Raw genomic sequence first — 15,803 nt, 5'->3', positions numbered from 1 at the left:
TAGACGGGGATCAGCGCCGGCGGCGCAGCGCCCGGCCGACGACCACCGCGGAGGCGAGCGCGAGGGCCGCGGCAGGGGCGATCCAGCGCAGGGTGGCGCCCGCGGTGGCCGGCTCCGGGGCGGGGACGGGGGCGTACCGGCCCCGCGGCGGGGCGTGGTCGACCTCCTCGGCGCTCCGTCCGATCATCGTGCGCCGGGCGTGTGCGGCCTCGGCGGCCGGAGGCTGGGCGGGGTACTCGACCGGGGTGTCGTCCTCGAAGTCCCCGCCCTGGAACGGGTCGAGCGAGGGCGGGGGGACGGGCGTCTCGAAGACCGACGGGCGGTGGGGCTCCTCGACGCCGTCGTCGACACCGTCGCTGTCGCTGTCGGCCTCGTCGTCGATCGCGTCCAGGGAGTCGGCCGCGGACTCGTGCGCGGACTCGGCCACGGAGTCGGCCCCGGACTCGGCCTTGATCTCGACGATCTCGGCTTCCGCCGCGGACTCCTCGCCGGACTTCCCCGCCGCCGCAGCCAGTCCGGCCACGAACTTCTCGATCAGCCGCTGGGCCGCCGCCTCCCGCGCCTCCTCGGAGAGGTCGGCGAGGCGGCCCGCGCTCTTCACGGCACCGGTGAAGGCCAGCGTCGTACCGTCGGCCACCGGGGTGAGCGCGATCGCCAGGGAGAGCTTCACCGAGCCCTTGCCGCGGACCTCGGTGCCCCTGCCCTCGACGGCGATGACCTCGTCCCGTTCGGTCAGCCGCAGGGCGCCCCGGTAGGTGATCGTGTTGCCGCCGGCCCTGATCTTCAGCCGGCCGGCGAGCGGGCCCGCCTCCGCGTCCTGCTGGAGGCCGGGGACGCAGCGCGCCACCCGTGCGGGGTCCGTCAGGGTCGCGCGGAGGACCTCGGCCGGTACCGGAACGAACACCTCATGCTCCATGGAAGCCGAGCCTACTCAGACCGGGCGTCGTCGTCGCCTGTTTGGTCCGGTCCTGTCCCGGGTCCTGTCCGCGGTCGTGCACCCGCTCCTGTTTCCGGGTCCGCGTCAGGCGGCCACCCCGGCGGCCGCCGACACGGTCAGCCGCCGTAGCGCGGGTGGATCAGCGTCGAGGGCGGCGGCGGGGCGCCCCGGTCGTCCCGGGTCCGCTCGGCGGCCCGCGCTCCCGTCACCAGGGCGCCGGCCGTCAGGGACCGCAGCCGGGGCGTGTCGGGGGCGAGGCCCAGCTCGGGCGGGTAGGTGCCCGCGACCGCGAGGAGGTAGCCCCAGTCACCCGTCCCCGTGTCCGTGTCGCCCGAGCGGTCGGCCCGGTCGGGGCCCGCGGCGAGGTGCGCGCCGCGGCCGTGCGCGCTGTAGGCCCGGGTCGCGAAACCGGCCGCGCGCAGGGTGGAGTCCACCGTCCAGAACGCGTGGGGGCGGGCGGAGGCCGAGCCGGCGTGCACGACGAGCCGTCCGCCGTCGGCGAGGACCCGGGCGGCGAGACCGTAGAACTCCTCCGAGTACAGCTTGGTGCCGGCCGAGATCCCCGGGTCGGGCAGGTCCGAGATCACCACGTCGTACCGCTCGCGCGGCCCCTCGTCCTCCCCCTCTGGCCCTGTCGTCGCCGTCTCGCGCAGCCAGCGGAACGCGTCCGCCGAGGCGACCCGGACGCGCGGGTCGCGCAGGGCGTTCGCGTTGAGCGCGGCGAGTTCGGGGTGGCTGCGGGCGAGCCGTACGACTCCGGGGTCGATCTCGACGACGGTGACCGACCGGACTCCGGGGTGGCGCAGCACCTCGCGCGCGGCGAGGCCGTCACCGCCGCCGATGATCAGCACGCGCGCGTGCGGCCCGTTCATCGCGGGGTGGACCAGCGACTCGTGGTAGCGGGAGGCGTCCTCGCCGCCGGCCCGCAGCCGGCCGTCCACGAAGAGGTCCGGCGGGCTGCCGCGCTCCCCCGTCACCACGACCTCCTGGAGCTCGGTCTGGACGGCGACGCGCACGCTGTCGCCGTACACCGCGCGCCGCGCGGCCCGTTCGAAGTCGTCGACGAGGACGGTGGCCGTGGCGAGGACGGCGAGGACCGCCAGGTTCGTACCGATCAGCAGCGCCCGGGACCGGCCGGTCAGGTCGCGCCGGAACAGCCACAGCACCAGCCCGCCGCCCGCCACCGCGTTCACCGCGCCGGTGACGAGCGCGCCGGTGAGCTGGCCGAGCCAGGGCAGCAGCAGGAAGGGAAAGGCGAGGCCGCCGACGAGCGCGCCGACGTAGTCCGCGGCGAACAGGTCGGCGACGGTCCCGGCCGGATCGGCGGCGCTCTCCTTCTCCCGTGCGCCGGGGGAACGCGCCGATTCCGCACGCTGGATCAGCGACATGAGAAGCGGGATCTCCGCCCCGATGAGGACTCCGATGGCGAGCGAGAACCCCACCAGGACGTACCGCGCCTCGCCCAGCCAGGCGAACGCCGCGTACAGCACGAGGGCCGAGCAGCCTCCGATCAGCGCGAGGCCGCCCTCGACGAGCCCGAAGCCGACGGCGGCGCGACAGCGCAGCCGCTTGGCGAGCAGCGAGCCGACACCCATCGCGAAGACCATCACGGACAGCACGACGGAGGCATGGGTGACCGAGTCGCCGATCAAGTACGAGGCGAGTGCGACCAGTTCCAGCTCGTAGACAAGCCCGCAGGCGGCGCAGACGAAGACGACGACGAGGACCGGAAACCGCACCGCTCTCGGCCGCACGGGCAGCCGCGTCACCCTCTTGGGTGGCATGGTCAGGGGCGGATCGATCATGTTCGTAACGCTACGTCACACATCTGTCGCCGCTTGTCACCCACACGAGTGCACCTGATGCTCCGGGACGGCGCATTACAGCGTGGCGGGCATACGAACGCCGATCCGCGTCCTGGTGACCACCAACTGCCCTTCCTGCGGGTACGCGTGCCAGGTGCGCCACCGCACCTGGCCCTCGTGGCGCTGCGCCAGCATCGCCGTGAAGGCGTGCGGGGAGCCGGGGAACGTCCCCGCGAGGCCGTTGGGATGGTCGGCGACGAGTGCGAGCAACTCCTGGGCGCGGCCCGCGAAGGAGCCGTGCGAGAGCTTCTCGACGCGGGCGGCGAATTCGTACTCCCATCCGCCGATGCGCTTGGACACGCCCAGCGGCAGCGGCGTACTGCTGCCGGGCATACAGGCGACGGTCTCCGAGCAGGTGTACTGCTCTTCCTCCAGAAGCACCTGATGGGAGGCGCCGAGGAGCCGCAACTGGAGCTTGGCTCCGGTCAGTTCGAGGTCGAGCACGGCGAGGGCGGGCAGCGGCTCGCGCCCGAGCGCCCAGGCCAGATCGGCCGCACGCGTGTCGGTGTAGGAGGTCTTCAGGGTCGTGAGCATGGGTCGGCTCCGCAAACACGGTTTGACGGGTGGGCCGGGGGCGCCCCGGAGAAGGGTCCAACGGGAGTGGGGGATCGCCGGCTCGGGTCCACACACGGTCCGAGGGCTGTCTTTATCAAGTGCGAGGGAATCACGGACTTCGAGCGACTCGCAGCGCTTTTACCCAACTTGCCGTGGTTTCCATCCCCTTCGGGGACCCCACAGTTCACTTGTTCAATCGGAAGCGATTGCGGCTCCAACACGAAGGTGCCCGGCGGATGTTGGACCGGCCGGGCACCCGGGTGACCGCGAGGACGACTGACCCGTGTCAGTCGCCCCCGCCGCCGCCCCCGCAGCCGCCTCCGCCGCCGCAGGACGAGCCGCCCCCGCAGCCGCCTCCGCCGCCGTCCGACCAGCCCCCACGGCGCCGTCGGCCGCCCCCGCGCCGTGCGCCGCCGACGGATGAGGCGACGCCCGCCACCACGAACAGAATGATGACTCCGATGATCAGAGCTTCCATGTGTGAACCCCCGTAGGTCTTGTGTGACAGGGGGATGCCCTCCACGCCTCCGGCCCAAAGCGCACTTGAGGAAGTCCAGAGCTTCCCCGCAGGATGACGGGCATGACACGACCGCTGCTCAACCGCCGGCTCGCCGAGTTCGGGACGACGATCTTCGCCGAGATGTCCGCGCTCGCCGTCCGGACCGGGGCGATCAACCTCGGCCAGGGCTTCCCCGACACCGACGGCCCCGAGGAGATCCGGGAGGCCGCGGTCCGGGCGCTGCGCGACGGGCGCGGCAACCAGTACCCGCCCGGCACCGGCGTCCCCGAGCTGCGCACCGCCGTGGCCGAGCACCAGCTGAGGCGGTACGGGCTCGCGTACGACCCCGACACCGAGGTCCTCGTCACGGCGGGCGCGACCGAGGCGATCGCGGCCGCGCTGCTCGCCCTCGTCGAGCCCGGCGACGAGGTGATCGCCCTGGAGCCGTACTACGACTCGTACGCCGCATGCATCGCGATGGCGGGCGGCACGCGCGTACCGGTCACCCTCCGCCCGCACGAGGGCGCCTACCGTCTGGACCTGGACGAGCTACGGGCCGCGGTCACCGACCGGACCCGGCTGATCCTGCTCAACACCCCGCACAACCCGACCGGCACCGTCCTCACCCGCGCCGAACTCACCGCGATCACCGAACTCGCCGTCGCCCGCGATCTGCTCGTCGTCACCGACGAGGTGTACGAGCACCTGGTCTTCGACGACGCCGAGCACCTGCCGATCGCGAGCCTGCCGGGGATGCGGGAGCGCACGGTCACCATCGGCTCGGCCGGCAAGACCTTCTCCTTCACCGGCTGGAAGGTCGGCTGGATCACCGCGAGCCCGGAGCTCACCGCCGCGGTGCGATCCGCCAAGCAGTTCCTCACCTACGTCGCGTCCGGACCGTTCCAGTACGCCGTCGCCGAGGCGCTGCGCCTGCCCGACACCTACTTCGACGCCCTGCGGGCCGATCTGGGCGCCAAGCGGGACCTGCTGTGCGACGGTCTGGCGCAGGCGGGTTTCGAGGTCTACCGCCCGGCCGGGACCTACTTCGTCACCACCGACATCCGCCCCCTCGGCGAGTCCGACGGCTTCGCCTTCTGCCGCGCCCTGCCCGAGCGGGCCGGCGTGGTGGCCATCCCCAACGCCGTCTTCTACGACCACCGCGCGGAGGGCGAGCCGTTCGTCCGTTTCGCATTCTGCAAACGCGTGGATGTCCTGGAGGAGGCGGTCTCCCGCCTGAAGGGCTTGGCGGGCTAGGGCGGCGGACACATCACGGGGCCCCGGCGAGCGGGATTTTTCACCCGGTGGGCCCCGCGCTCGCGCGCGCTTCCTCCGTGCCGCGCCGATGGTCGGGTAGACCGATTTGTCGGGCTGATCCCGATTCTCACCGTCGGGCCCGCTCCCGATTCCCGTGCGCACGGAGGTGCACCCTGTCCGCCGAGACTCTCGACCGCCGGGCCACGACCGCCGGCGCCCGGAGCGTCCCCCGTTGGCGGGCCTCGCTGTACCGGGCCGCCCCCGCGCTCGGTCTGTTCGCCGCGGCGCGGCTCACCGGGATGCTCGTGCTCGCGGCCTGGGCCTGGCACCTCGGACGCTCACCGCGGGCGCTGCTCGCCACGTCCTGGGACTCGGACTGGTACACCCGGATCGCCGCACACGGCTACGGCCACACGCTCCACTGGCCCGACGGCGTCGTCCAGTCCGACCTGGCGTTCTTCCCGCTCTACCCCGCCCTGGTGCGCGCCGTCACCACCGTCCTGCCCGTCGAGGGCGGCACGGCCGGGCTGCTGCTGTCCTGGCTGTCGGCAGGCGTCGCGGCGTGGGGGATCTACCTGATCGGCGAGCGGCTGCACGGACGGCCCACCGCCGTCCTGCTCGTCCTGCTCTGGGGCCTGCTGCCGCACTCGATCGTGCTGTCGATGGCGTACACCGAGCCGCTGATGACGGCCCTGTCCGCCTGGTCGCTGTACGCGCTTCTCACCGGCCGCTGGCTGTGGGCCGGCGCACTGGCCGCCGTGGCCGGCCTGTCCCGCCCCAACGGCGTCGCCATCGCGGCCGCGGTCCTGGTCGCGGCGGGGTACGCGCTGTGGCGCGGGCGCGGCCGGGCCGGTCCGCGCGTATGGGCCGGTGCCGTGCTCGCCCCGGCCGGGTGGCTCTCGTACCTGCTCTGGGTGGGCGCCCGGCGCGGCGATCTGCTCGGCGGCTACTTCGCCGTCCAGGACGGCTGGACCTCCCGCTTCGACTTCGGGCGCGGCGCGCTGCGCTTCGTCCTGGAGATGCTGCGGGGGCCGACGCAGTTCGGCTTCGCGATGGCGCTGCTGATCACGGGCGCCGGGGTGCTGCTCTTCGCGCTGCTCGCGCTGGTGGAGCGGCCGCCGCTGCCGGTCCTGGTCTACACGGCCGTGCTCGTGGTCATCACGGTCGGCGGTTCCGGCTTCTTCGAGTCCAAGCCGCGCTTCCTGCTGCCCGCGTTCCCGCTGCTCGTCCCGCTGGCGCAGGCACTGACGAAAGCCCGGCCGAGGGCCGCGATCGTGGTGATCGCGGCGCTGGCCGGGCTCTCGTTCAGCTTCGGTGCGTACGCGCTGACGCTCGCACGCATGGCCCTGTGAGGGGCCAGGGGCCGGTACCGGCCCTGTGGCGGCTCAGGCCTCGTCGCCGTCGGAGGACTTGTCCTCCGGGGACTCCAGGCCGAACTGCTCGACGAGCCACTTGTCGAACTCGATCGAGGCGCGGACCCAGCTGACGGTGGAGGACACGAAGTGCTCCAGCGCGACGCCGGTGCCGATCAGCATCTGCGCCTCACCGATGAGGCGGAGGGTGGCGGAGCCGTCCTCCTCCTCGTGCAGGTGCGTGTAGACCTTGGGCCACAGGGTGCGGCGGTTCCAGTCGTCGATCGCGTCGAGAACCTTGGCGCGGTCGTCGGCGGAGTGCGGGCGGTCGTAGAACGTCCGCACCGAGAAGACACGCTGGTCCTCCTCGCCGCGGAACATGAAGTACGTCCGGAATTCCTCCCACGGCGCCGCGAGGTCACCCTCGTCGTCGACGACGTACTTCAGCTCCATCTGGTCCAGGAGCTGCTTGACCAGGTCCTGGTCGGGGACGACGGGGCCCGCCGGTCCTGCTGCCTGAGGCTGGGGCTGGCCCCCGAAATTCGGAATCGAGGACGGGTCGATGCTCACCGTGAATATCCCTTCGTACGGTTGACGCCATCCTCCCCCATGCCGGGCGGTACGGCGCAAGCCCCGACTCCCGCGATCCGCTGCGGGCTGACAAGATCTGGTGCCTATGGGGGACAAAGTGAGGCCACGTGCGCGCACGTGGATCTGGGTGTCGGTGCTGGTGTCGATCTTCTGCGGGGGGCCGATCGCCCTGCTGGCCTGGGGCGCGATGGCCTTCAGCGAGGCCGGCGAGGCGCAGCCGGTCGACTGCGCGGACGCCATGACATGGGCCCAGGCGACCTTGCCGAAGAGCGCGGTGGAGCCCCGGTGCACCACGGCCAGCTGGCTGGACACCCAGGTCACGGCCGACTTCCGGATGCCGCGCCGCGAGGCGGCGCAATGGCTCGCCGGGACCTACCCGGGCACGGACCCCGGCAAGCCCCAGTTCTGCGACCACGACCTGTGCCTGAACGTGCAGTACGACGGTGAGGCCGAGCCGGACGGCCCGGTCGCGGTCGACGTGACCGTGACGTACGAGGGCGAGTCCGCCCTCGTACATCTGCTGGCCTTCGACACCTGACCGCGCCTCTCTACTGGGCCGCGCCCACGATCAGCCCGTCCTCGAAGCGGTCCACCCGGACCGTGTCGCCGTCGCGGACCTCGCCCGCGAGGATCTCCTTGGCGAGCCGGTCGCCGATGGCCGTCTGGATCAGGCGGCGCAGCGGGCGGGCGCCGTACGCCGGGTCCATGCCCTCGTCGGCCAGCCACTCCAGCGCGGCCGGCGTGACCTCCAGCGTGAGCCGGCGCTCGGCGAGCCGCTTGGCGAGCCGGTCGATCTGGAGCTCCGCGATCCGCCCCAGTTCGGTCTTGTCGAGGGCCGAGAAGACCACCAGGTCGTCGAGCCGGTTGAGGAACTCCGGCTTGAAGGAGGACCGTACGACCTCCAGGACCCGCTCCTTCTTCTCCTCCTCGCCGATCAGGGGGTCGACCAGGTACTGGCTGCCCAGGTTGGAGGTGAGGATCAGGATGGTGTTGCGGAAGTCGACCGTCCGGCCCTGGCCGTCGGTGAGCCGGCCGTCGTCGAGGACCTGGAGCAGGATGTCGAAGACCTCCGGGTGGGCCTTCTCCACCTCGTCGAGCAGCACCACGCTGTACGGGCGGCGGCGCACCGCCTCGGTGAGCTGGCCGCCCTCCTCGTAGCCGACGTAGCCGGGAGGCGCGCCGACGAGCCGGGCGACGGAGTGCTTCTCGCCGTACTCCGACATGTCGATGCGGACCATGGCCCGCTCGTCGTCGAAGAGGAAGTCCGCGAGCGCCTTCGCCAGCTCGGTCTTGCCCACGCCGGTCGGGCCGAGGAAGAGGAACGAGCCGGTGGGACGGTCTGGGTCGGCGATCCCGGCGCGCGTACGGCGTACGGCGTCGGAGACGGCCCGCACGGCCTCGGTCTGGCCGATGAGCCGCTTGCCGAGCTCGTCCTCCATGCGCAGCAGCTTCTGCGTCTCGCCCTCCAGGAGGCGGCCGGCGGGGATGCCGGTCCAGGAGCCGACCACGTCCGCGATGTCGTCGGGGCCGACCTCCTCCTTGACCATGGTGTCCTTGGCGACCTCCTGCTCGGCCTCGGAGGCCTCCTCCAGCTCGCGTTCCAGCGCCGGGATCTCGCCGTAGAGCAGCTTGGATGCGGTGTCGAAGTCGCCGTCGCGCTGGGCGCGCTCGGCGCGGCCGCGCAACTCGTCGAGCTGCTCCTTGAGCTCGCCGACGCGGTTGAGGGACTCCTTCTCCTTCTCCCAGCGGGCGGTCAGCCCGCGCAGCTCCTCCTCGCGGTCGGCGAGGTCGCGCCGGAGCTTCTCCAGGCGCTGCTTGCTGGCGTCGTCGGACTCGTTCTTGAGCGCGAGCTCCTCCATGCGCAGCCGGTCCACGGAGCGCTGGAGCTCGTCGATCTCGACGGGCGAGGAGTCGATCTCCATCCGCAGCCGGGAGGCCGCCTCGTCGACGAGGTCGATGGCCTTGTCGGGGAGGAAGCGGGAGGTGATGTACCGGTCGGAGAGGGTGGCGGCGGCCACCAGGGCGGAGTCGGCGATCTGGACCTTGTGGTGGGCCTCGTACCGGCCCTTGAGTCCGCGCAGGATCGCGATGGTGTCCTCGACGCTCGGCTCGGCGACCAGGACCTGCTGGAAGCGGCGCTCCAGGGCGGGGTCCTTCTCGATCCGCTCGCGGTACTCGTCGAGGGTGGTCGCGCCGACCATGCGCAGCTCGCCGCGGGCCAGCATCGGCTTCAGCATGTTGCCGGCGTCCATGGCGGAGTCGCCGCCGGCGCCCGCGCCGACGACGGTGTGCAGCTCGTCGATGAAGGTGATGATCTGGCCGTCGCTGGCCTTGATCTCGGAGAGGACGGTCTTGAGACGCTCCTCGAACTCGCCGCGGTACTTGGCGCCCGCGACCATCGCGCCGAGGTCGAGCGAGACCAGCCGCTTGTTGCGCAGGGACTCGGGGACGTCGCCCTTCACGATCCGCTGCGCGAGGCCCTCGACGACGGCGGTCTTGCCGACGCCGGGCTCGCCGATGAGGACCGGGTTGTTCTTGGTGCGGCGGGAAAGCACCTGGACGACGCGCCGGATCTCCTGGTCGCGCCCGATGACGGGGTCCAGCTTCCCTTCGCGCGCGGCGGCCGTGAAGTCCGTACCGAACTTCTCCAGTGCCTTGTACTGACCCTCCGGGTCGGCTGTGGTCACCCGGCGTCCTCCCCTGCTCTTCTCGAACGCGTCCAGCAGCTTCTTCGCGCCGGCCCCCTGCTGGGCCAGCACCTCGCCCGCCTGTCCGCCCTTCGCCGCGATCCCGATGAGCAGGTGCTCGGTCGAGAGGTACTCGTCCCCGAGCCCCTTGGCCTGCTTGGCGGCCTCGGCGATCACGGCGAGCAGCTCACGGTCGGGCTGCGGCGGCGCGACCGTGGAGCCGGTCACGCTGGGCTCGGCGGCGAGCAGCCGCTCCGCTCCGGACCGTACAGCGGCCTGGTCGGCCTCGACGGCGGCGAGCAGGTCGGTGATGTTCTCGTTGTCCTGACCGGCCAGAAGCGCAAGCAGCAGATGCGCGGGGGTCAGGTCGGGGTGTCCCTCGGACACGGCACGGCTGCTGGCCGCGTTGATCGCGTCCCGGCTCCTGTTGGTCAGTTCGGCGTCCACGTGCGCTGTCTCCTCCTCGACGTCCGGCTACACACGGTCCATGACTCATCCAGCGTACACAAAGTTGAGTCCATTCCGCTCAAGGTGTCGCGCGCACCGCTGCCACGGGTAGGTTCCGGGCATGGCGACTGACCCGAGGAACCCCGACGACGCGTATCTCAGCTTCTGGCGCGAGTACCACATGTCCACCCTGACGACCCCGCGCGCGGACGGCACGCCGCACGTGGTGGCGGTGGGGGTGACGTACGACCCCGAGGGCGGCGAGAACGGCATCGCCCGGGTCATCACCAACAAGCACAGCCACAAGGTCGCCAACGTCCTGGCGGCGGGCGCGGAGGGCGCGCGCGTGGCGGTCTGCCAGGTGGACAAGGGGCGCTGGGCGACGCTGGAGGGCGTGGCCCACGTCCGTACGGAGCCGGACGTCGTCGCCGACGCGGTCGAGCGGTACGCGACGCGCTACGGCCGGACACCGGCGCCGAACCCCGACCGGGTGGTCATCGAGATCGCGCTGACGCGGGCCATGGGCCGGGCCTGATCCGGTGGCGTGCTCGGCGGCGCGCTTACGGACCGAGGCCCTCCCGGCCGAAAGTGTCCGGGCACAGCACAGCGGCGCCATCGCGTTTCAGGTCCGCGATGGCGCCGCTGTGTGGGGGAAGTACCTGAGCGATCTACAACGACGGGGGAACCGCTCAGGCACTGCGGGGGGTGGCGGTGATGGTTTCGGATTCGACGAGCTGGTGGTCCCGCTGGTCGAGATTGACGAAGATCATGCCGTACCGGATGGCACAGCGGACTGGCTGCGGGGCGCCACGGGGCTTCCGGAGACATCGGTAGGCGCGAATATCCTCATCGTCCCCGCGCGTGATGATGATCGGCTCACCGAAGAGGGTGACCATCAACGAATCGCCACCGTGCGGCACGGCTGTGACGAGGTCGATGAAATGCCACCCGGAGCGGTAAGCGGCCGCCATCTCACGCCGGAATCGAGGATCTTCGGGAACCGTCATGCCCGCACGGACTCCCAACCAGGGTCGGAGTCGGCCGGCGCTGCGCCCCAGCCCGGGTCGCCCGCCTTGGCGACGACCTGCTGCGGAGCGAGGCCCCAGCCCGGATCATCGGTGGCTGCCACCGCGCCGACCGCGGCAGCAGCTATGAACGCGACACCAACTACGGTGCGTATGAGCTTCTTGGCCATGACCGAGCAACCTCACTTGGTGTGTATCTCCTGCTCCCCCGCAGGCACGACGATGGCTCACTCCTCACGTTTCCACCACTGGCTCAATGCATCATGTTCCTGTATCGGAAAAGCCTGGGGGTGTACATATGCGAATAGAACCGGATAAAACGGGGCATCCTCATACGCACGCCGAGCTGTGCGAAGCGGGCACACGGGTCTATAAAGAGGCCCTGCGTACGGGACGTATCGCCCGGTCGGACATCGAGTCGACGCCCTGCCTGATGGACCTCGACCTCCTGCGGCCCGACCCTGACGACGTGCAGTGGCTCCGGCCGGTTCCCCCCTCGGCCGCCCTGGCCCGTCTCCTGCTCCCGATCGAGAAGGAGATCCAGGAGCGTAGACGCCTCAGCATCGAACTCTCCGACGCGTTCGAGCCATTCATGTCGGTCAGCGTGCAGGACCCCACCACCACGCACGCGATCACCGTCCTGGAGGGCCTCACCAGGATCAACACCTCCCTGGACCGCGTCGTGGCCGAATGCTCCTCCGAGCTGCTGACCGTGCAGCCCGGCAGCGGCCGCAGCGCCCACACCTTCGGCGAGGCCCTACGCCGCGTCAGGCCCCTGCTCGGCCGCGGCATCCGGATGCGGACGCTCTATCAGCACACCGCCCGGCACCAGCCGATCACCCTGGCCTACCTCGAACGCATCGGCCCCGAGGTCGAGGTCCGCACGCTCGAGGAGATCATCGACCGGCTCATCATCGTGGACCGCAAGGTCGCCTTCGTGCCCGCGAGCCGGGACCGCCAGGTCGCCCTGGAACTGCGCCACACCGGGCTCGTCGAGTACCTCGTCGGCGTCTTCGAGCAGTTCTGGCTCCAGGCCATCCCCCTGGACAACCCGGTCACCTACCAGCCGCCGCTGGACGGCATCAGCGGCATCCAGCGCTCCATCGCCAAACTCCTCGTCGAGGGCCATGTCGACGAGGCCATCGCCCGCCGGCTCGGCATGAACGTCCGGACCTGCCGCGCCCATATCGCCAAGCTCGCCTCCGCCCTCGGGAGCGGCAGCCGGGCACAGCTCGGCTACCTCATCGCCCAGTCCGGAATCCTGGAGCAGGAACACTGAACGTGTACGTACAGATCGACCTCGACGGCCCCGCGGGAACCCTGCGCGTCTCCGGGCACGACATGCCCACCGTGGAGCTCGTGCGGGCCCCCGGCGACGAACCCGAGCCGCTGATCCCCATCGGCACCCGGCGCGCGGCCCGGCTCGCCCTGACCGTCGACGGCGCGCCCGCGCGCATCCGGCCCGGCCGGGGGCGGCTCCTGCGGCGCTCGTACCGGGTCGACGCCGTGGTCTCCGGCACCCGCTACCGGCTCGTGCCCTGCTCGTACGTCGAGAGCCGGCTGCTGCGCGACGGACGCCCCCTGGGGACCCTGGAGTCCTCCGGGGACGGCCGGGTGGACGCCGAGTGGGCGTCCGGCACGGAACCCGAGCCGCTGGACCGGGCCGTCGGCACCGCCCTCGCCGCCGCCTTCGGCACCGGCGGCGCGCCCTGGTGGGACACGGCGACGAACATCGTCGCCGAACTGATCCCGTAACGCCGGGCGGCGCGCACACCGGCCGTACGGACATACGGCGAGGCCCCCTCCGGGAAATCGGAGGGGGCCTCGCCGCGGGAACGGGGGAACTACTCGGGCCGCTTGGGGCGCCACACCACCAGCGCGCTCGCCTGCTGGACGTCGGTGTACGGCACCAGGTCGCGCCGGTACGAGGCGTGCACCTGCGCCTCGCGCTGGCGCATCGCCGACGCCGCGCCCTCGACGGCCGCCGACAGCTCGGCGACCCGCTGCTGGAGCGCCGCGACCTGGTTCTCCAGCTCGATGATGCGCTTGATGCCCGCCAGGTTGATGCCCTCGTCCTGCGACAACGCCTGGACCGTACGGAGCAGTTCGATGTCACGGGCCGAGTAGCGCCGGCCCCGGCCCGCCGTGCGGTCGGGCGAGACCAGACCGAGGCGGTCGTACTGACGCAGCGTCTGCGGGTGCAGGCCCGACAGCTGGGCCGCGACCGAGATGACGTACACCGGCGTCTCGTCGGTCAGTTCGTACGGATTACGGCTGCGTCCCGGTCTGCTGTCCATCGGGTCAAGCTCCCTTCGCGGCCTGGAACAACTCTGCCCTGGGGTCCTCGCCCGCCGTCGCCTGACGGTAGGTCTCGAGGGCCTCGCGGGCCTTGTCGTCGAGCTCCTTGGGCACCGCGACCTCCACCGTCACCAGCAGATCGCCGCGCGTGCCGTCCTTGCGGACCGCGCCCTTGCCGCGGGCGCGCATCGTCCGGCCGTTGGGGGTGCCGGCCGGAAGCTTCAGCGTCACCGCCGGGCCGCCCAGCGTCGGCACCTTGATCTCGCCGCCGAGCGCCGCCTCGTCGAAGGTGACGGGCACGGTGACGGTCAGGTTGTCGTCCTTGCGGCCGAAGACCGGGTGGGCGTCGACATGCACGACGACGTACAGATCGCCGCTCTGCCCGCCGCGCTCGCCCGGCGCGCCCTTGCCGCGCAGCCGGATCCGCTGCCCATCGGCGACACCGGCGGGGATGCGGACCTGCATGGTGCGGGAGGACTTGGCCCGCCCGCTGCCCTTGCAGACCTCGCAGGGGGTCTCTGCGATCAGACCGCGCCCCTTGCAGTCCACGCACGGGTCGGTGAGCGAGAACGAGCCGCTGCCGCCGCGCGAGACCTGGCCGGTGCCGACACAGGTCGGGCACACCCGGGGCGTGCCGTTCTTGTCGCCGGTGCCCGAACAGGCCTTGCAGGGCGCCTGGGAGGACATCCGCAGGGGCACCGTCGCGCCGTCCACGGCCTCGGTGAAGCTGAGCGTCACCTCGGACTCGATGTCCTGACCGCGGCGCGGCTGCGTACGCGTCCCCGCGCCGCCGCCCGCGCCCCGGTTGAACAGTCCGCCGAAGACGTCGCCGAGGCCGCCGCCGAAGCCGCCGGCCCCGCCCGCGCCACCGGGCCCCTGGGCTCCGCCGAAGAGGTCACCCAGGTCGAAGTTGAACGAGCCGCCCGCGCCCGGACCGCCGGCCCGGAAGCCGCCGTTGCCGAACAGCGCGCGGGCGTCGTCGTACTCCTTGCGCTTCTTGGGGTCGCCGAGGACGTCGTTCGCCTCGGAGATCTCCTTGAAGCGCGCCTCGGCGCTCGTGTCGCCCTTGTTGGCGTCCGGGTGGTTCTCGCGGGCGAGCTTCCGGTACGCCTTCTTGATCTCGGCGTCGGTGGCGTCCTTGGGGACGCCGAGAACCTTGTAGTAGTCCTTCTCGACGAAGTCCTTCGTGCTCATCGACGTCCCTCCTCTCGGACGATCTTCGCGTCAGCCCTCCTCGGGGCCACCGCTCTCCTCGTCTGCCGACTTCTCTTCCTTCGCGGCCGGCGTCGCCCCGGGCTGGGGCTCGGCCACCGCCACGCGCGCGGGCCGGATGGTCCGCTCGCCGATCCGGTACCCAGGCTGCAGGATCGCCACGCAGGTCGTCTCGGTGACGTCCGGTGCGTAACTGTGCATCAGGGCTTCGTGGATCGTCGGGTCGAAGGGCTCGCCCTCCTTGCCGAACTGCTGCAGCCCCATCTTGGCGGCCACCGTCTCCAGCGACTCGGCGACCGACTTGAAGCCGCCCACCAGCTCGCCGTGGTCCCGGGCCCGGCCGATGTCGTCGAGCACGGGCAGCAGCTCCGTCAGAAGGCCCGCGACCGCGATCTCCTTGACGGTGACCCGGTCACGCTCCACCCGGCGGCGGTAGTTCTGGTACTCGGCCTGAAGCCGCTGGAGGTCGGCGGTGCGCTCGCTGAGCGCGCTGCGGACCTGGTCCAGCTGGGCGGTCAGGCCGGCCGTCTGTGCGGCGTCCCCGGCCTGGGCCGCCGAGCCCTCCTCCGCGGAGGGGGTCTCGGCGGCTTCGGCGGCGTCGTCGGCGCCGGAGGGGACGTCGGGCTTCTCCTCGAAGCCCGGGGTCTCCTCCGTCATCAGGCAGCGCCGCCCTTCGGCTTCTCGTCGTCGACGATCTCGGCGTCGACGACGTCGTCGTCGGCCTTGGCCTCGCCCTGCGGGGCGTCGCCGCCGGCGGCCTGCGCGGCCTGGGCGTCGGCGTACATGGCCTGGCCGAGCTTCTGGGAGACGGCCGCGACCTTCTCGGTGGCCGTACGGATCTCCGCGGTGTCCTCGCCCTTGAGCTTCTCCTTCAGCTCGGCGACGGCGGTCTCGACCTCGGTCTTGACCTCACCGGGGACCTTGTCCTCGTTGTCCTTGAGGAACTTCTCCGTCTGGTAGACGAGCTGCTCGCCCTGGTTACGGGACTCGGCGGCCTCGCGGCGGCGGTGGTCCTCGTCCGCGTACTGCTCGGCCTCCTGGCGCATCCGGTCGACCTCGTCCTTCGGCAGCGAGGAGCCGC

17 protein-coding genes are annotated in these 15,803 nt (G+C 71.8%); 6 read left to right on the top strand and 11 right to left on the bottom strand.

Annotated features, from left to right (window positions below; translation table 11 throughout):
* Positions 1–10: 10 nt before the first annotated feature.
* The 3 genes from ACZ3OF_RS28865 to ACZ3OF_RS28855 all read right to left on the bottom strand — a co-directional run bounded on the left by ACZ3OF_RS28865 (position 11) and on the right by ACZ3OF_RS28855 (position 3,336).
* The gene (locus ACZ3OF_RS28865) at positions 11–916 is read right to left on the bottom strand and encodes an SRPBCC domain-containing protein (RefSeq protein ID WP_467307675.1); all 906 of its coding nucleotides are present in this window, start codon (positions 914–916) and stop codon (positions 11–13) included.
* Between the two features lie 137 nt (positions 917–1,053).
* Positions 1,054–2,742, bottom strand: coding sequence for a polyamine aminopropyltransferase (locus ACZ3OF_RS28860; RefSeq protein ID WP_361681316.1), 1,689 nt, complete (start codon positions 2,740–2,742; stop codon positions 1,054–1,056).
* 75 nt (positions 2,743–2,817) lie between these two features.
* Positions 2,818–3,336 carry a DUF2617 family protein gene (locus tag ACZ3OF_RS28855; protein ID WP_361681313.1) on the bottom strand — a complete coding sequence of 173 codons (519 nt, stop codon included), beginning with the start codon at positions 3,334–3,336 and terminating at the stop codon, positions 2,818–2,820.
* Positions 3,337–3,928: 592 nt separating this feature from the next.
* On the opposite strand from ACZ3OF_RS28855, the gene ACZ3OF_RS28850 reads away from it, so the two are divergent.
* Both ACZ3OF_RS28850 and ACZ3OF_RS28845 read left to right on the top strand, forming a co-directional pair.
* Positions 3,929–5,110 (top strand): pyridoxal phosphate-dependent aminotransferase, encoded by a 1,182-nt coding sequence (locus ACZ3OF_RS28850; RefSeq protein WP_467307672.1) that lies wholly within the window; start codon positions 3,929–3,931, stop codon positions 5,108–5,110.
* Between the two features lie 173 nt (positions 5,111–5,283).
* Positions 5,284–6,462, top strand: a complete 1,179-nt coding sequence (locus tag ACZ3OF_RS28845) for a glycosyltransferase family 39 protein (RefSeq protein WP_467307835.1) — start codon at positions 5,284–5,286, stop codon at positions 6,460–6,462.
* 33 nt (positions 6,463–6,495) lie between these two features.
* On the opposite strand, the gene ACZ3OF_RS28840 is transcribed toward ACZ3OF_RS28845, so the two are convergent.
* Positions 6,496–7,032, bottom strand: coding sequence for a type III secretion system chaperone family protein (locus ACZ3OF_RS28840; RefSeq protein WP_352190415.1), 537 nt, complete (start codon positions 7,030–7,032; stop codon positions 6,496–6,498).
* Between the two features lie 118 nt (positions 7,033–7,150).
* On the opposite strand from ACZ3OF_RS28840, the gene ACZ3OF_RS28835 reads away from it, so the two are divergent.
* Positions 7,151–7,591: a hypothetical protein gene (locus ACZ3OF_RS28835; RefSeq protein WP_361681304.1), complete on the top strand. Its 441-nt coding sequence runs from the start codon at positions 7,151–7,153 to the stop codon at positions 7,589–7,591.
* A gap of 10 nt (positions 7,592–7,601) precedes the next feature.
* On the opposite strand, the gene clpB is transcribed toward ACZ3OF_RS28835, so the two are convergent.
* Positions 7,602–10,187, bottom strand: coding sequence for an ATP-dependent chaperone ClpB (clpB, locus tag ACZ3OF_RS28830; RefSeq protein ID WP_467307668.1), 2,586 nt, complete (start codon positions 10,185–10,187; stop codon positions 7,602–7,604).
* Positions 10,188–10,308: 121 nt separating this feature from the next.
* On the opposite strand from clpB, the gene ACZ3OF_RS28825 reads away from it, so the two are divergent.
* Entirely contained in the window at positions 10,309–10,722 is a 414-nt protein-coding gene (locus tag ACZ3OF_RS28825; protein WP_361681298.1) for a pyridoxamine 5'-phosphate oxidase family protein, read from the top strand.
* A 154-nt stretch (positions 10,723–10,876) separates the two neighbouring features.
* Here ACZ3OF_RS28825 and ACZ3OF_RS28820 read toward each other — a convergent pair whose 3' ends face one another.
* Positions 10,877–11,194 carry a (2Fe-2S)-binding protein gene (locus ACZ3OF_RS28820; RefSeq protein ID WP_352190419.1) on the bottom strand — a complete coding sequence of 106 codons (318 nt, stop codon included), beginning with the start codon at positions 11,192–11,194 and terminating at the stop codon, positions 10,877–10,879.
* Positions 11,191–11,382 carry a hypothetical protein gene (locus tag ACZ3OF_RS28815; protein ID WP_352190420.1) on the bottom strand — a complete coding sequence of 64 codons (192 nt, stop codon included), beginning with the start codon at positions 11,380–11,382 and terminating at the stop codon, positions 11,191–11,193. The genes ACZ3OF_RS28820 and ACZ3OF_RS28815 overlap by 4 nt, the downstream gene beginning before the upstream one ends.
* A 128-nt stretch (positions 11,383–11,510) precedes the next feature.
* Here ACZ3OF_RS28815 and ACZ3OF_RS28810 point away from each other — a divergent pair, with 128 nt between their 5' ends.
* Positions 11,511–12,491, top strand: coding sequence for a helix-turn-helix transcriptional regulator (locus ACZ3OF_RS28810; protein ID WP_361681294.1), 981 nt, complete (start codon positions 11,511–11,513; stop codon positions 12,489–12,491).
* 2 nt (positions 12,492–12,493) lie between these two features.
* Positions 12,494–12,967, top strand: a complete 474-nt coding sequence (locus ACZ3OF_RS28805; RefSeq protein WP_361681291.1) for a hypothetical protein — start codon at positions 12,494–12,496, stop codon at positions 12,965–12,967.
* Between the two features lie 89 nt (positions 12,968–13,056).
* Here the strand turns inward: ACZ3OF_RS28805 and ACZ3OF_RS28800 are convergent, their stop codons facing one another.
* The 4 genes from ACZ3OF_RS28800 to ACZ3OF_RS28785 form a co-directional block, all read right to left on the bottom strand.
* Positions 13,057–13,509: a heat shock protein transcriptional repressor HspR gene (locus tag ACZ3OF_RS28800; RefSeq protein ID WP_361441888.1), complete on the bottom strand. Its 453-nt coding sequence runs from the start codon at positions 13,507–13,509 to the stop codon at positions 13,057–13,059.
* A 4-nt stretch (positions 13,510–13,513) separates the two neighbouring features.
* Positions 13,514–14,704, bottom strand: coding sequence for a molecular chaperone DnaJ (gene dnaJ / locus ACZ3OF_RS28795; RefSeq protein ID WP_361681288.1), 1,191 nt, complete (start codon positions 14,702–14,704; stop codon positions 13,514–13,516).
* Between the two features lie 30 nt (positions 14,705–14,734).
* Positions 14,735–15,379 carry a nucleotide exchange factor GrpE gene (grpE, locus tag ACZ3OF_RS28790; RefSeq protein WP_467307660.1) on the bottom strand — a complete coding sequence of 215 codons (645 nt, stop codon included), beginning with the start codon at positions 15,377–15,379 and terminating at the stop codon, positions 14,735–14,737.
* Positions 15,379–15,803: Hsp70 family protein (locus tag ACZ3OF_RS28785; RefSeq protein ID WP_361441879.1), on the bottom strand; the 425-nt coding region annotated here is incomplete at its 5' end. The genes grpE and ACZ3OF_RS28785, both read right to left, overlap by 1 nt.

Source organism: Streptomyces sp. NPDC022552, assembly GCF_055561875.1.
The sequence above is the reverse complement of the archived record's forward strand: the minus strand, read 5'-3'. Positions and strand labels throughout refer to the sequence as shown.

Excerpts from the sequence above, each read along its gene's own strand:
- ACZ3OF_RS28865 (WP_467307675.1), bottom strand. The coding sequence starts at position 916 with ATGGAGCATGAGGTGTTCGTTCCGGTACCGGCCGAGGTCCTCCGCGCG.
- ACZ3OF_RS28860 (WP_361681316.1), bottom strand. The coding sequence starts at position 2,742 with ATGATCGATCCGCCCCTGACCATGCCACCCAAGAGGGTGACGCGGCTG.
- ACZ3OF_RS28855 (WP_361681313.1), bottom strand. The coding sequence starts at position 3,336 with ATGCTCACGACCCTGAAGACCTCCTACACCGACACGCGTGCGGCCGAT.
- ACZ3OF_RS28850 (WP_467307672.1), top strand. The coding sequence starts at position 3,929 with ATGACGGGCATGACACGACCGCTGCTCAACCGCCGGCTCGCCGAGTTC.
- ACZ3OF_RS28825 (WP_361681298.1), top strand. The coding sequence starts at position 10,309 with ATGGCGACTGACCCGAGGAACCCCGACGACGCGTATCTCAGCTTCTGG.
- ACZ3OF_RS28820 (WP_352190419.1), bottom strand. The coding sequence starts at position 11,194 with ATGACGGTTCCCGAAGATCCTCGATTCCGGCGTGAGATGGCGGCCGCT.
- ACZ3OF_RS28815 (WP_352190420.1), bottom strand. The coding sequence starts at position 11,382 with ATGGCCAAGAAGCTCATACGCACCGTAGTTGGTGTCGCGTTCATAGCT.
- ACZ3OF_RS28810 (WP_361681294.1), top strand. The coding sequence starts at position 11,511 with ATGCGAATAGAACCGGATAAAACGGGGCATCCTCATACGCACGCCGAG.
- ACZ3OF_RS28800 (WP_361441888.1), bottom strand. The coding sequence starts at position 13,509 with ATGGACAGCAGACCGGGACGCAGCCGTAATCCGTACGAACTGACCGAC.
- dnaJ (WP_361681288.1), bottom strand. The coding sequence starts at position 14,704 with ATGAGCACGAAGGACTTCGTCGAGAAGGACTACTACAAGGTTCTCGGC.
- grpE (WP_467307660.1), bottom strand. The coding sequence starts at position 15,379 with ATGACGGAGGAGACCCCGGGCTTCGAGGAGAAGCCCGACGTCCCCTCC.